This window comes from Anaeromassilibacillus sp. SJQ-5 (assembly GCF_054108045.1).
Genome location: NZ_JBPJWQ010000001.1, coordinates 1,364,824 through 1,377,975 on the forward strand (window position 1 = coordinate 1,364,824; position 13,152 = coordinate 1,377,975).

General features: G+C 58.2%; 12 protein-coding genes and 1 tRNA gene. 3 read left to right on the forward strand and 10 right to left on the reverse strand.

Annotated elements, in window-relative coordinates; translation table 11 throughout:
- Positions 1–244 precede the first annotated feature (244 nt).
- Positions 245–835: a DUF4364 family protein gene (locus ACSAMM_RS05905; protein WP_457790424.1), complete on the forward strand. Its 591-nt coding sequence runs from the start codon at positions 245–247 to the stop codon at positions 833–835.
- Between the two features lie 63 nt (positions 836–898).
- Here ACSAMM_RS05905 and ACSAMM_RS05910 read toward each other — a convergent pair whose 3' ends face one another.
- The 7 genes from ACSAMM_RS05910 to ACSAMM_RS05940 form a co-directional block, all read right to left on the reverse strand.
- A complete protein-coding gene (locus tag ACSAMM_RS05910) occupies positions 899–1,168 on the reverse strand; it encodes a pro-sigmaK processing inhibitor BofA family protein (RefSeq protein WP_457790426.1) in 270 nt (89 codons plus the stop codon).
- Positions 1,169–1,250: 82 nt separating this feature from the next.
- Positions 1,251–1,511: a DUF2508 family protein gene (locus tag ACSAMM_RS05915; protein WP_178723791.1), complete on the reverse strand. Its 261-nt coding sequence runs from the start codon at positions 1,509–1,511 to the stop codon at positions 1,251–1,253.
- A gap of 88 nt (positions 1,512–1,599) precedes the next feature.
- A complete protein-coding gene (gene rnr, locus ACSAMM_RS05920; RefSeq protein ID WP_457790428.1) occupies positions 1,600–3,717 on the reverse strand; it encodes a ribonuclease R in 2,118 nt (705 codons plus the stop codon).
- Between the two features lie 86 nt (positions 3,718–3,803).
- A complete protein-coding gene (gene secG / locus ACSAMM_RS05925; protein WP_178723795.1) occupies positions 3,804–4,052 on the reverse strand; it encodes a preprotein translocase subunit SecG in 249 nt (82 codons plus the stop codon).
- A 311-nt stretch (positions 4,053–4,363) separates the two neighbouring features.
- Positions 4,364–6,607 carry a DNA gyrase subunit A gene (locus ACSAMM_RS05930; RefSeq protein ID WP_178723797.1) on the reverse strand — a complete coding sequence of 748 codons (2,244 nt, stop codon included), beginning with the start codon at positions 6,605–6,607 and terminating at the stop codon, positions 4,364–4,366.
- Positions 6,608–6,701: 94 nt separating this feature from the next.
- Positions 6,702–8,684, reverse strand: a complete 1,983-nt coding sequence (locus ACSAMM_RS05935; protein WP_457790430.1) for a DNA gyrase/topoisomerase IV subunit B — start codon at positions 8,682–8,684, stop codon at positions 6,702–6,704.
- 141 nt (positions 8,685–8,825) lie between these two features.
- Positions 8,826–8,978 (reverse strand): hypothetical protein, encoded by a 153-nt coding sequence (locus ACSAMM_RS05940; RefSeq protein ID WP_457790432.1) that lies wholly within the window; start codon positions 8,976–8,978, stop codon positions 8,826–8,828.
- A gap of 107 nt (positions 8,979–9,085) precedes the next feature.
- On the opposite strand from ACSAMM_RS05940, the gene ACSAMM_RS05945 reads away from it, so the two are divergent.
- On the forward strand, positions 9,086–9,844 hold the full coding sequence (locus ACSAMM_RS05945) for a DeoR/GlpR family DNA-binding transcription regulator (protein WP_457790434.1): 759 nt from the start codon (positions 9,086–9,088) through the stop codon (positions 9,842–9,844).
- Between the two features lie 64 nt (positions 9,845–9,908).
- A complete protein-coding gene (locus ACSAMM_RS05950) occupies positions 9,909–12,149 on the forward strand; it encodes an MBL fold metallo-hydrolase (protein WP_457790436.1) in 2,241 nt (746 codons plus the stop codon).
- Positions 12,150–12,291: 142 nt separating this feature from the next.
- On the opposite strand, the gene ACSAMM_RS05955 is transcribed toward ACSAMM_RS05950, so the two are convergent.
- The 3 genes from ACSAMM_RS05955 to ACSAMM_RS05965 all read right to left on the reverse strand — a co-directional run bounded on the left by ACSAMM_RS05955 (position 12,292) and on the right by ACSAMM_RS05965 (position 13,100).
- Positions 12,292–12,609, reverse strand: coding sequence for a hypothetical protein (locus ACSAMM_RS05955; protein WP_457790438.1), 318 nt, complete (start codon positions 12,607–12,609; stop codon positions 12,292–12,294).
- A gap of 126 nt (positions 12,610–12,735) precedes the next feature.
- A tRNA-Ala gene (locus ACSAMM_RS05960) sits at positions 12,736–12,811 on the reverse strand.
- Positions 12,812–12,923: 112 nt separating this feature from the next.
- Entirely contained in the window at positions 12,924–13,100 is a 177-nt protein-coding gene (locus ACSAMM_RS05965; protein WP_178723810.1) for a hypothetical protein, read from the reverse strand.
- Positions 13,101–13,152 lie beyond the last annotated feature (52 nt).

The window sequence follows — 13,152 nt, forward strand, 5'->3', positions numbered from 1 at the left end:
TCCTTCATTGCGCGCGAAAGCCCCTCCCGCCGTTCTCTGCCGCGAGAATGTGGGTGGCAAAATTCCGCGCATATCATTAAAAATTTACTCGTTTTCCGCCGGATTGTCAAGAAAAACCGCCATTTTTCCCGAGAAAAAGATCCGGAGAAGCCGCCGGCTGTTTCTTGTGTAAAATCCCACTTCCCTTTCGGTCGGGATTGTGATACAGTAATACTGAGTTTTTATATAATAGGAGTCATCAACGATGCCGATTCAGGATGCCTTTTCCGCCGGGGTGGAGCCCGGCGGCTTATATACGTCGCAGGAAATCAAAATACTGATCTGCTATATGCTGCTCGGGGTGGGCGAGCCCATGGAGCGCCAGATGGTGACCGAGCTGATCGCGGGCAATGGCATGGCCAATTTCTTCGAGACCGCCGCCGCCGTGGACGAGCTGGCCCGACAGGGGCACCTGACCGAGGAGGAAGGCCGCATCTCCCTGACCGAAACGGGGCGGCAGGTGGGCGACACCCTGGCGGGGATGATCCCCTACACTCTGCGGGAACGGTCGGTCAAGGCGGCGCTGCAGCTGCTGACCCGCATCCGGCGGGAGCAGGAGAACACCGTGGAGCTGGAAAAGCTGGATCACGGCTACCGGGTGACCTGCACCATCCAGGACAGCGCCTCTCCCCTCATGTCCGTTTCCCTGCGGGTGGCGGACGACATGCAGGCGGGGCTTATCCGGGAAAATTTTCTGAACGATCCTACCCTGCTTTACCGCAGTCTGCTGGCCATTCTGACTGGGGACGCGGGGATGCGGCGGGCGGACACGGAAATCGCCATCCGGCTGAAATAGGCCGGAACGGCCCGGGCATAAGAAAAAAAGCGGAGGAGCCGAATCGGCTCCTCCGCTTTTTGGTTATCCGTTGAATATCAGCTTTAAAAACAGCAGCGTCACCACGCCGGGGATGCCCAGCACCACGCAGCTCAGCCCCGACAGGAGATTCAGCCCCAGGGACACGCCGGTGAACGCGCCCGCCACGTTGACGGCCGCCAAGGCGCATATCCCCTGGGCGCCCGTGCCCACCAGGCCCCGTATCGGCTTCCCCGACCGGAACAGCGCGATGATTACCGCCAGCGCGACGGCGCTCCCCACAATCCCCACAGCGATCCACATGCCCAGACTCATGACCTTCTCAGCCTTTCCCGCCCGGCGGAAACCTGTCCGTTTCGGGCCCATAAAATCAGAAGGCCAGGGGACGCGAGGCCGCTTAGGCTTTGTTATCCCACAGCGGTGTGTTGGCGCAGGCGGTGAGCCCCTCCTGCTTGGCCTGCCGAAGCAAAAACCGGTACCGGGCGCGCAGGGCTTCCATCTCGTAGATGCAGGCGTCGATCAAATCGCTGTCGCTCTCCATCTCAAAACGCGCCTGTACGCTGTCCAGCTGGCGGCACACCTCGCGGATGGCCTGCAGCACATCGCACTCCTGCTGTTGTTCGCCGCGCAAAATCGCCCGCTTCAGAACACTCTCCATCGCCAATATCCTGCCCTTCGTCTCTATTCTTATGCAGAGTATTGGCAGGATATGACGCGTTAATCATCGGCGAGCGCGCGGCGATAAATTAATCGGCGGACGGCGGGAGAGTGAAGCTAACCCGGCCCATGGACACATCGCAGGCCGCCACCTGGATATCGATGGACTGCCCCACGGTGTAGCGGGGACGGCCCAGGGGATCGGTCAAGGAGGCCACGCCATTGAAGCGCAGCTCCTCCTCCGGCAGGTGCTCCAGGCGCAGCAGGCCGGTGACGGTGTTCTCCAGCTCCACATACAGGCCGAAGTCAGAGGCGGAGACGATGACGCCGGGGAAGGTCTGCCCGAGGAAGCCCAGCATATATTCCGCCTTGTAGCAGGCCTCACAGTCCCGCTCGGCGGTCATGGCCCGCACCTCGCACTCGGAGGAGGACGCAGCCGCGGCCCGAACAAAAGCGCCGTACCGGTCGTACAGGGCCGCCTTAGGGGTATGGGCCAGATGATCGCTCAGAATCCGGTGGATGGCCAGATCCGGATACCGCCGGATGGGCGAGGTGAAATGGCAGTAATCCTGGAGGGCCAGGCCGTAGTGACCCAGCGGGTTGTCGCTGTACTGCGCCTTGGCCATGGAGCGCAGCAGCTGCTCGCTGACCAGCCGGGCGTAAGGGGTATCCCGGGCCTCCTCCATCAGCTCCCTCAGGGCCATCTGGGGTAAATCGTCGCTTTGCAGCGGGGTTTTCAGCCCCAGGGCCCGAGTGGTTTCCATAAGCAGGGCCAGCTTTTCGGGATTGGGCCGCTCATGTACCCGGTAGATGAAGGGCAGCTTTTTGCGGCGGGCCAGGGCGGCCACGGCCACGTTGGCGGCGATCATAAACTGCTCGATCATCCCCTCGGCCTCCCCGCTTTGGCGGGGCAGCAGGGCGGCGGGCTTGCCTTCCTCGTCCAGGATGAACCGGGTTTCCACACTGATGAGATCCATGGTGCCCCGCTTTTCGGCAGCCCTTTTCAGCAGGGCGGCCAGATGGCGCATCTCCTGGAGCTGGGGCCAGACGAGCGCGTATTTGGCCCGCACCGCCTCGTCCGCTGTGCCGGCGAACAGGGCGTTCACCTCGTCGTACACGCCCCGCACCTTGGAGACGATGACCGATTTGACCAGGCGGAGGCTTTGGCAGCTGCCGGCGGCGTCCAGGGTCATGAGGGCGGAGAGGGCAAGCTTGTCCTCCCCGGCGTTCAGGGAGCAGGCGCCGTTGCTCAGCGCCTCGGGCAGCATGGGGATGACCCGATCGGCAAAATAGACCGACGTGCCGCGCTGGCGCGCCTCCACGTCCAAGGGGGTGTCCGCCTGCACGTAGTGGGACACGTCCGCGATGTGTACCCCCAGCACCCAGCCGTCCGCCGTCCGCTCCAGAGAGACGGCGTCGTCCAGATCCTTGGCGTCCCGGCCGTCGATGGTGAACAGCGGCAGGGCCCGCAGATCCTCCCGCCCCTCCAGCTCTTTGGCGGAGAGGCCGGCTTTTCGGAGGGCCTCCGCCTGGGCGAAGACCTCCTCCGGGAAGACATAGGGGATGCCCCGGCTGTCGATGATGGCGTCGGCGCTGCTTTTGGCGCTGTCCGCCGCACCGTAGACGGTCAGGATGCCGGCGGTCCAGTCCCCCTGCTTGTTCCGCTTGACGGCAAAGCGCACCTTATCCCCCGGCACGGCGCCGCCGACGGTGGATCGGCGCACCGGCAGCGGGTAGCGGAAGCCGCCGTCCGGCTCTACGGCGAAGCGATCCGCGCGCTCGCTCGTCAGGCGGCCGGCGAACAGGCGAGGGCCGGGCTCCAGCACCTTGACGACCGCGCCCTGGGTACCGCGGGAATCGGGCGCACCGATCCGGATGGCCACCGTGTCGCCGGGCAGGGCGTCACCCAGGTAGCGTCCGGCGATGAAGCAGTCCTCCCCCGTTTCCTCCAGGCGGGCGAAGCCGAAGCTTTTGTTGAGGGACAGTATCCGGCCCCGTACGCTGCCCGCCGTGTCGGCCAGGGTGTACCGGCCCTTTTTGCTCTGGGTCAGCTCCCCGTCTCGTTCCATCTGCTGCAAGGTCAGCAGCAGGCGGGGACGCTCCGATTTTTTCAGCCGCATCAGGGAAGCGAGCATCTCCGCGCTCAGGGGCTTTTTCGCCCGCCGGAAATGGCGGATCACCCTGTCTCTCATATCCTTTGCCGTCATAGTTCTACCAACCCTTTCAGCCGCCTGGGCGGCATGCGTGAAAAAAAGCGCCCTGCACCGTAACCGGGCAGGGCGTAATCGCTTACCTAGGATAAGAACTTGGTCACCAGCATACCGGCGAACACCAGAACGAAAAACGTAATGGCGATGACCTTCGTCCACTTGGCCAGCAGCGCGTCCATGGTGCGGGCCTTCCCTTTTTCCATAAAGGAGTCGGCAGCGCCGGCAATGGCTCCCAGGTTCGCCTGACGGCCCTCCTGCAGCAGCACCACCGCAATAATCAGCAGCGAAAACACAATCAGCACACTGCCGATGATGATCTCCCAAACGCTCATGTTACTTGTCCCTCCAAATAGTATATCAATTCCAGTCCTTAGTATACTAGCACACATCCCGGCAAAAATCAAGCGGCAAACGGAAATTAGCGCCGTCCCGGTTTTGCCCCGCTATGTAATATGTAAAGAAAAAGACCGCTGCCGGACGGAGTGAACCGAACGATAGCGGACTTTCCCGGCAGCGGTTACTGCAAACGCAAAATGGTTGTATCCGTCGCCACCAGTAGAATGCCCAGCAAAACGGAATCCTATGCATTTTTCCGTGCGAAATATGAAAAAGTTTTCTTTCGCACATATAAAGCCATCGGCCTTTAATCGAGCGTCAGCTGCTCTCCGATATCCTCGGCCAAAGGCAGGGCGCCGGCGGCGGGGATGGTTTTGGTGCGGTAGCGGTTGGATTTGGTGACCATCCCCTCTGTAAAGGGCTCTACCTTTTGCAGCAGGTGACGGCCCTTGAGGGTCATGACCTGCACGCCGATGGTGTTACGGGTGGCCTTGGCCGCGATGGCGCCGGTATGCACCAGCAGCATCCGCCCGGAGGTGGCGGTGAGCATGAACTCCCCATCCTCCGGCGCCTGGACGATGGCCACGACGGGCGACTTGTCGGAATAGGCACCCACCAGCTTGCGGCGGTTGGTCTTGGTGGCGTAGGAGGACAGCTCTACCTTGGCGACCTTGCCGTTTTCGAAGAAGAAGAGCATATAGCCGCTATAGTCCCCGGTGACGGCCATGTAGCGGGCGCTCTCCCCCTCGTCGAAGCCCAGCTTAGCGGCGACGTAATCGCCCAGAACACTGGCCTTGGTGTCGGAGAAGTCGGCGGCCTTGGCCTTGTAGACCGTGCCCTTGTCGGTGAAAAAGAGCAGATCCCGGTTGTTGGTGGTCTCCACCGTCTGGGTGATGACGTCCCCCTCCTTGAGCTTATGCTCCCCGCTCATACGCAGGGAGGCGGGGGTGATTTTCTTGAAGTAGCCCTCGGCGGTGAAGAAGAGGGTGCAGGGATAATCGGGGATCTCCTCCTCCACGTCGGCGGCGGCCTCCTCGATATCTGCGGCGTAGAGCAGGCGGGTCTTGCGGGGCTGGCCGTACTTTTTGCTGATCTCCCGCAGCTCACTGACGATGATGGCCCGCACCTTGGCGGCGCTGCCGAGGACGGCCTCCATCTCCTCGATGGCCTGGCGCAGCTTGTCAATCTCTTCGGTGCGCTTGAGAATATATTCCCGGTTAAGGTGACGCAGCTTGATTTCGGCCACGTATTCGGCCTGAATTTCATCGATGCCGAAGCCGATCATCAGGTTGGGCACCACCTCGGCCTCCTCGTCGGTTTCCCGGACGATGCGGATGGCCTTGTCGATGTCCAGCAGGATTTTCTCCAGCCCCCGGAGCAGGTGGAGCTTGTCCTTGGCTTTTTGCAGGTCGAAATACACCCGCCGGCGCACGCATTCGGTGCGGAAGGCGATCCACTCCTCCAGGATCCGGCGCACGCCCAGCACCTGGGGCACGCCGGCGATGAGCAGGTTGAAATTGCAGGAGAAGGAATCCTCCAGCGGGGACATGGCGAACAGCCGGTTCATCAGCTTGTCCGGGTCGACGCCCCGCTTGAGGTCAATGGTGATTTTCAGGCCGTCCAGGCCGATTTCGTTGCGCACGTCAGCGATTTCCCGCACCCGGCCGCTTTTGACCAGATCCGCCAGCTTGGCGATGATGGCCTCCACGGTGGTGGTAAAGGGAATTTCGGTGACGTCAATGCAGTTGGCGGCCTTGTCGTAGGTATAGACGCTGCGGATTTTCACGCTGCCCCGACCGGTTTCGTAGATTTTCTCCAGTTCCTCCCGCCGGTAGACCACCAGGCCGCCGCCGGGGAAATCCGGGGCTTTCAGGGTGGCGGTGAGGTCGTGCTGCGGATCCTTCATCAGGGCGATGGTGGTCTCGCACACCTCGCTTAAGTTGAAGGAGCAGATGTTGCTGGCCATGCCCACGGCGATGCCCATGTTGTTGTTGACCAGCACGGTGGGAAAGCCGACGGGCAGAAGGGTGGGCTCCTTCATGGTGGCGTCGTAGTTGTCCACGAAGTCCACGGTGTCCTTGTCGATGTCGCGGAACAGCTCGGCCGCGATGGGGGCTAGCTTGGCCTCGGTGTACCGGGAGGCGGCGTATTCCATGTCGGAGGAATAGAACCGGCCGAAGTTGCCCTTGGAATCCACAAAGGGATGCAGCAGGGCCTGATATCCGGCGGACAGGCGCACCATGGTCTCGTAAATAGCGGCGTCGCCGTGGGGATTGAGCTTCATGGTGGAGCCGACGATATTGGCCGACTTGGTGCGGCCGGAGCCCAGCAGCCCCATCTTATACATGGTGTACAGCAGCTTGCGATGGGAGGGCTTAAACCCGTCGATTTCCGGGATGGCGCGGGACATGATCACGCTCATGGCGTAGGGCATGTAGTTGGTCTCCAGCGTATCGGTGATCTTCTGGTTCTCCACCAGACCCGCTCCTACGATATGGGCGTTATCCGGCAGCTTGTCGATGACCGGCGTTTTTCGGATTTTTTTCGCCATGTGATCCTTCCTTCTTCTATGCAGCTAACATTCGCTCCGCTTTGGCCCGCAAGGGCTTTTTCCAAGACAACTGAAACGCTATGCGTTTCAGTTGTCAGCTGACATCCACCATCTCGAGGTAGAGGCTGCCACGCTCGGCGATGAAGTCCTTCCGGCCGCTGAGGTTGTCCCCCAGCAGAATGTCGAACATGCGCGCCGTATCCTCCGCGTCGGCGGGAGTGACCTGCACCAGGCGGCGGGTGGCGGGATTCATGGTGGTCAGGGACATCATATCGGGATCGTTCTCGCCCAGGCCCTTGGAGCGCTGGATGGTGTACTTCTTCCCTTCCAGTCCGGCGAGGACCTCCGTCTTCTCCCGGTCGTCGTAAGCGAAGTAGGTATCGTCCTTGCAGGTGATTTCATACAAGGGGGTTTCGGCGATGAAGACCCGGCCCTTCTCAATGAGGGTGGGGGTCAGGCGGTAGAGCATGGTGAGGATAAGGGTGCGGATCTGGAAGCCGTCCACGTCGGCATCGGTGCAGATGATGACCTTGTTGAACCGCAGAAGGCTCAAATCGAAGGTGGCCAGATCCTTGTTGGCCTTGCTCTTGACCTCCACGCCGCAGCCCATGACCTTGAGCAGGTCGGTGATGATCTCGTTCTTGAAAATCTTATCGTACTCCGCTTTCAGGCAGTTGAGCGTTTTGCCCCTCACGGGGATGATGGCCTGGAAATCAGGGTTACGGGCCTGGACGCAGGAGCCCATGGCGGACTTACCCTCCACGATGAACAGCTCCCGCTCCTCCACGTTCCGGCTGCGGCAGTCCACGAAGCTCTGCACCCGGGAGGTCAGGTCGTTACCGCTCTGCAGGGTTTTCTTCAGGTTCAGGCGGGTGGTTTCCGCCTTCTCCCGGCTGCGCTTGTTGATGAGCACCTGCTCGGCCAGCTTGTCCGCCTCGGCCTTATTTTCCAGGAAATACACCTCCAGGTTGTGCCGCAGGAAATCGGCCATGGCCTCCTGGATGAACTTGTTGGTGATGGCCTTCTTGGTCTGGTTCTCATAGGAGGTCTGGGTCGAGAAGGAGGAGGAAACCAGCACCAGGCAGTCCTGGATGTCCTGAAAGCTGATTTTGCTCTCGTTCTTCAGGTACCGGCCATTCTGCTTGAGATAGGCGTCCACCTGGGAAACGAAGGCGGAACGCACTGCCTTTTCAGGCGCGCCCCCATGCTCGAGCCAGCTGGAATTGTGGTAGTATTCCAGTAGGTTGTGCTTGTTGGAGAAGCAGAGGGCCACGTTCAGCTTAACCTTGTACTCCGGCTTGTCCGCCCGGTCGCGGCCACGGCGCTCCGCCGACCAGACCTGCACGTCGGTGAGGGCCTCCTCGCCCGTCAGTTCCCGCACATAGTCGGCGATGCCGTTTTCATAGACGAACTCCTCGGTGTCGAAGCCGCGGCCGTTCTGCGACCGGAGAACGAACACCAGGCCCTGGTTGACGATAGCCTGCCGGCGCAGAATATCCCGGAAATACTCAACCGGCACCGCGATATCGGTGAACACCTGCAAATCTGGCTTCCAACGGATGACGGTGCCGGTGTCCCGCTTAGCGTACGGCTCCTTTTGCAGACCGCCCACGTTCTCGCCCCGCTCGAAATGCAGGGTGTATTTATACCCGTCCCGGCGCACCTCCACGTCCATGTATTCGGAGGAATACTGAGTGGCGCAGGCGCCCAGACCGTTGAGGCCCAGGGAAAACTCATAGCTTTCCGCCTCGTTGGTGTTGTATTTGCCGCCAGCGTACAGCTCGCAGAAAATCAGCTCCCAGTTGAACCGCTGCTCCTTCTGGTTGTAGTCCACCGGCATCCCGCGGCCGAAGTCCTGCACCTCGATGGAGCCGTCCTCGTACCGGGTGGTCACGATGCGGCTGCCGTAGCCCTCCCGGGCCTCATCGATGGAGTTGGACAGAATCTCGAACACAGCGTGCTCGCAGCCCTCCAGACCGTCAGATCCGAAGATAACACCCGGGCGCTTGCGCACACGGTCGGCCCCTTTCAGGGAGGTGATGCTGTCGTTGCCGTAGGCGGGCTTTTTCGTTGCCATGGGTTTCCTCATTCCTTCTAGTGAATTCGCAGCGTCCCGTAAAAAAGTGTTCCCGGCACGACGACCGGGAAACGTCAACATCCTATTTTACCCCATATCTTGTGTGTCTGTCAAGGGCCGCCGCCCATACCGGGGGCAACTTCAAAGAAGCCGGATCTCCTCTTCCCGTTTCCGGCGAAGGGCCTCCCGCTCCTCCTCGGACAGGGCCGCCTCCTTCTCCGGGTCCCGCAGGGTGAACAGGCTATCCACCAGGGCGCGGAGATCCTCGCCGTTGCCGATAATCAGGTTGGCCATGAGTTTTCTCCTTTCCTATTGATTTCGAAGAAAGCATATTGACAATGAATTAGCTAAGCGCTAAAACGACATTGGATTAAATTGCGAATGATTGGATTTGATTGGATTTGCTTACGAAAGAAAGACGAAGCGCAATCGCTGTCCTGGTCGGCGAGCGAGGCGCAGTTGACGTCAAAGAATTGACAACGCGCTTTGGAGTGACAAACGAAACGGTGCGCAAAGACTTGATAGCACTTGAGCAGGAGGGCCTGATAGAACGTACCCACGGCGGCGCCCTGCGGGCGGAAAGGCAGCACCTGCAACCGCTTTCCTGCCGGATAAAGCAGAACCATAAGGCAAAGTCCTCGGTGGCAGCAGCCGCCGCCCGTCTTGTCTGTGATGGCGATGTGGTGGCGATCGACTCTGGAAGTACGGCCCTGCTGCTGGCCCAATGCCTGAGGAAGCAGCCGTGCCGGCTGACGGTGGTCACCAATGCAGTAGACGTGATGCGAAGCTTTGAGGATGTTCCGGATATCCAGGTTATTTTCACCGGCGGGTACTACGACAAGGAAGAAATGGCCTGCTACGGCGAACCCGCTGTCAGTGCCCTGGAAAACCTGCATATCACCAAGGCGTTTGTGACGCCCTCCGCTATTAACGAAAAGGGGCTGTTTATTATTCACAGCGCTTATCTTTCGCTGATGCGCGCATACCTGAAGCAGGCAGACGCCGCCTATATCATGGTAACAAAGGATAAGTTCCTTGTAAACGCGCCCTTGCTTCTCTGCCGTCTGGACGCTTCCCTGACCCTGGTCACTGACAGCGAAATCGACGACCGAACGCTTCAGCGGTTCGCCGGCTATTCCATCGAGGTAGGCCCGGCATAGGGGCCGGCCGCGTTTCGTAGCCTTTTTGTTTTCCTCATTATATACAGAAAAAGGAGAGCGTACTATGAAACAGGTTATTTCGTGGATTCTAACGGCGGCAATCGGGATATTGTGCATAGCGCCGCTGATTACACTGCCTACTGTTTCCGCGGCTGGGCAGAACCAGAACGGATTCGATTTCGGCGCATACAAAAGCGGAACCTACAAAGGGCGGTTTAGCGGCGGAAACAGCGAAACCCATCTTTACACCGGACTGGAAAGCAAGGATTATACAGCCTACCTGGAACAGTTGGAGAAGGCAGGCTATAAAAAATATGCCGACAACCAGGTCGGAAACAATCGGTTTGCCGTGTACCTTTCTGACAAGCGTCTGGTCAACGTTTCCTACTCTCCCCACGACGCCAGCCTGCGCGTAACTGTGGAGAATAAAAGCATGCTGCCCGGCAAAGCGGAGGAAAACCGTTATAACGGAACCGCCGCTCCTTTTCTGGTTCAGGTACAGCTGATTACAGAGGAAATACGGGAGGGAATGAGCTATGTTTTCCGTCTGGCCGACGGCAGTTTTCTGCTGATCGACGGCGGATGGCCTGAGAAAAATTATGCGCAGGCGGATAAGCTATACGGGATATTGGATCAATATGCCGACGGGGAAATCGTCATAGCCGCGTGGATATTCACCCATGCGCATGGCGACCATATCGGAACATTTAATGATTTTATTGAAAAATATAGCAAGCAAGTAACCATAGAAAAGCTAATTTACAATTTCCCCAACGAGGAGGATATCGCTCATTCCGAATCCGCCTATATGCTGGATAGTCATCGCGCCCGGCTTACCACATTTAAGAACAACATCCGCAAATACATACCGAATGTACCGGTCTCCAATGTACACAGCGGATACCGGTATTTCATCCGCGACGCCGAGGTGGAATTCCTATTCACCTATGAGGATCTGTTCCCTCTTACTGTACGGGATATGAGTCTGAACGCCAGCTCCAGCGTGTTCACTGTCACTATAAAAAGCCAAAAAATCTTGTTCTTGGGAGATTCTGCCAAGGAATCCTCCGATTATCTGTCGGCCAAGTATGGCGGCGAGTTGAAAAGTGACATTCTGCAGCTGGCGCATCATGGATACGGCGGCGGAACGGCGGAACTGTATTCCCTTGCCAATCCGCAGGTAGTGTTATGGCCTACGGCGGAAACCGACTTGGACTCTTATAAAGCCGCGCCGGATACCGCGTGGCTGGTGGCCAATGAAAACACAAAGGAGTTTGTGGTTTCCTGGTTCGGCACTAGAGTGCTGAAGCTGCCTTATACCCCCGCACAGAACGCGGAAACCAAGTTCCCAGGAGATCCCACAGCGGGCAACGCGCTGGTAGAGCCTGAAGAACCAGACACCGCCGTAACACTCCCCGAGCCATATTTTGATCTTGGCTTTGCCAACGGACTGCCCGTGGATCAAAAGGGCCATGTTACCGTCAAGGGTATCGGCGGCAGAGCCGGCGATGTAACCGTCCATTATCGAAACAAGCCATACGAGACCACAGGCTTCCGGGCTAAGGAACGCGGCGATTATATTGAGCTGAGGCTTGATGAGCTGTCGTCCCCGGATCAGCTGGAAGAGATGCTGATGAAAGGCTTTGCTCTGGAGCTGTTCGTTCAGCTGGAAAAAGTTCCTTCCGAGACCTCTGGCTTCTTCACTTCCTGCAACGACGGCGGCGTGACGCTGTATCTGCGCGGAAAAAGAGGACAGATGAACTTTCAGCTGGGCTCGACGCAGGGGAATTATTCCGAAAATCCCCACTACGTTATGGCTGCCGGCAGCGACCTGCTGGAAGGAACAGGGATAGACGCCAAACGGGTGGCGCATGTGCTGGGTACCTATGACCCGGAAGACCGTATGCTGCAGCTATATTACAACGGCGTACTCATTGGGCAGGAAAAATTCACTGGTCAATTCCGGCTTGGCAATGCCATATACAATAAATTGGGGATCGGCTGCAACGTTTCCTATAAAGAAGAAATGCTTTCGGATTTTACCAATTATGTGGTACTAGGCGCCAAAATCTACACACAGGGACTGGATGAAAGACAGGTTGCAAAAGCTTATTATGACAGTCTGGATCGAATCGGCGCCCGTAAAAGCGGCGATTCCGACGCCGCGACAGATATCTCTGCCGCCAAGGACGGCAAGCCTACTTCGACGTGGTTCATCCGCGTGCTGCTTATCGTGCTCGGTGCGGCGGCAGTCATCGGAGCGTCTATAGCGGCGGTGATTATCCGCAAAAAACGGACGAATTGAACAGGCGGCGGCGCGCTATCCCCAAATACGGCCGTATAGCCGTATCGCCGCTGTCACAGTTATGCTGCCCCCGGTAGAACCGGGGGTTTTGCTATATAAAATGGAATCCCGCCGGCCGTCTGCCCCGCCGGTGAATGTTTACTTACAGGATACGGGCTTCCAGTAAAGCCTTTAGCTTACGGGTGCCGAGCATGTTCACCACCGAGAATTGACCGGCAATGCAGAAACGCACCACACTAATAAAGATGGTGCTGTCCCCATTCCGAATTTTAAGGCAGCTTCCTATTCCATTCATCATAAACAGCTCTACGCTGCGTATAGCGTCTAACGCAATGGTTTGTTGCTCATGGCGAGGCACTATAGTAAGAATACCGTTATCATCCGCCAACCGACCGGACTTCACTTTTGTCCGCAGGGTAAGTTCATCCCCACAGTGATATATAATGCGGAAGGGCTTCATAGTTTTGTCTCCTTGTTTATGAAAGCATGTGGTGAATAAATCTTTTACCTACTGGATAATTGATAACGATATTGCAGTCGATTCTTAAAGAAAAAATCCAACAGCCCTTAAGGCTGTTGGATTTTTTGGTGGAGATAAGCGGGATCGAACCGCTGACCTCTTGAATGCCATTCAAGCGCTCTCCCAGCTGAGCTATACCCCCATATGTTGTGGTTTTCAGGTCACTTTTGCGAACCTGTCCAACCGACGTGTTATAGGATAGCATACAGCCGGCACAATGTCAAGCGCTTTTTTATCTTTTTTTCAAAATTTCTCTATGTCTCCCGCGCCCGGCGGCCCCGGGGCTTCAAAATCCAATCCACCCCGTCCGAAACCATTTGCAGCAGGAGGAACACCAGCCCCGCCAGCCCCACCAGCAGGATGGACAGGGCGGTGCCGCCCCACAGGCAAAGCAACCGCCCGGCCTTCTGCAAAAATTCCAAGATCATCATACCAACCATCCATTCTTTCGCAGGCCGGAAATTTGAACGGTTTCGGCTGTTC

What these genes read in the sequence shown, in the direction of transcription:
- ACSAMM_RS05915 (WP_178723791.1), bottom strand. Translation starts at nt 1,511, where the DNA reads ATGGAGAGTGTTCTGAAGCGGGCGATTTTGCGCGGCGAACAACAGCAG.
- ACSAMM_RS05950 (WP_457790436.1), top strand. Translation starts at nt 9,909, where the DNA reads ATGAAACAGGTTATTTCGTGGATTCTAACGGCGGCAATCGGGATATTG.
- ACSAMM_RS05955 (WP_457790438.1), bottom strand. Translation starts at nt 12,609, where the DNA reads ATGAAGCCCTTCCGCATTATATATCACTGTGGGGATGAACTTACCCTG.
- ACSAMM_RS05935 (WP_457790430.1), bottom strand. Translation starts at nt 8,684, where the DNA reads ATGGCAACGAAAAAGCCCGCCTACGGCAACGACAGCATCACCTCCCTG.
- ACSAMM_RS05930 (WP_178723797.1), bottom strand. Translation starts at nt 6,607, where the DNA reads ATGGCGAAAAAAATCCGAAAAACGCCGGTCATCGACAAGCTGCCGGAT.
- ACSAMM_RS05905 (WP_457790424.1), top strand. Translation starts at nt 245, where the DNA reads ATGCCGATTCAGGATGCCTTTTCCGCCGGGGTGGAGCCCGGCGGCTTA.
- rnr (WP_457790428.1), bottom strand. Translation starts at nt 3,717, where the DNA reads ATGACGGCAAAGGATATGAGAGACAGGGTGATCCGCCATTTCCGGCGG.
- secG (WP_178723795.1), bottom strand. Translation starts at nt 4,052, where the DNA reads ATGAGCGTTTGGGAGATCATCATCGGCAGTGTGCTGATTGTGTTTTCG.
- ACSAMM_RS05910 (WP_457790426.1), bottom strand. Translation starts at nt 1,168, where the DNA reads ATGAGTCTGGGCATGTGGATCGCTGTGGGGATTGTGGGGAGCGCCGTC.
- ACSAMM_RS05965 (WP_178723810.1), bottom strand. Translation starts at nt 13,100, where the DNA reads ATGATGATCTTGGAATTTTTGCAGAAGGCCGGGCGGTTGCTTTGCCTG.
- ACSAMM_RS05940 (WP_457790432.1), bottom strand. Translation starts at nt 8,978, where the DNA reads ATGGCCAACCTGATTATCGGCAACGGCGAGGATCTCCGCGCCCTGGTG.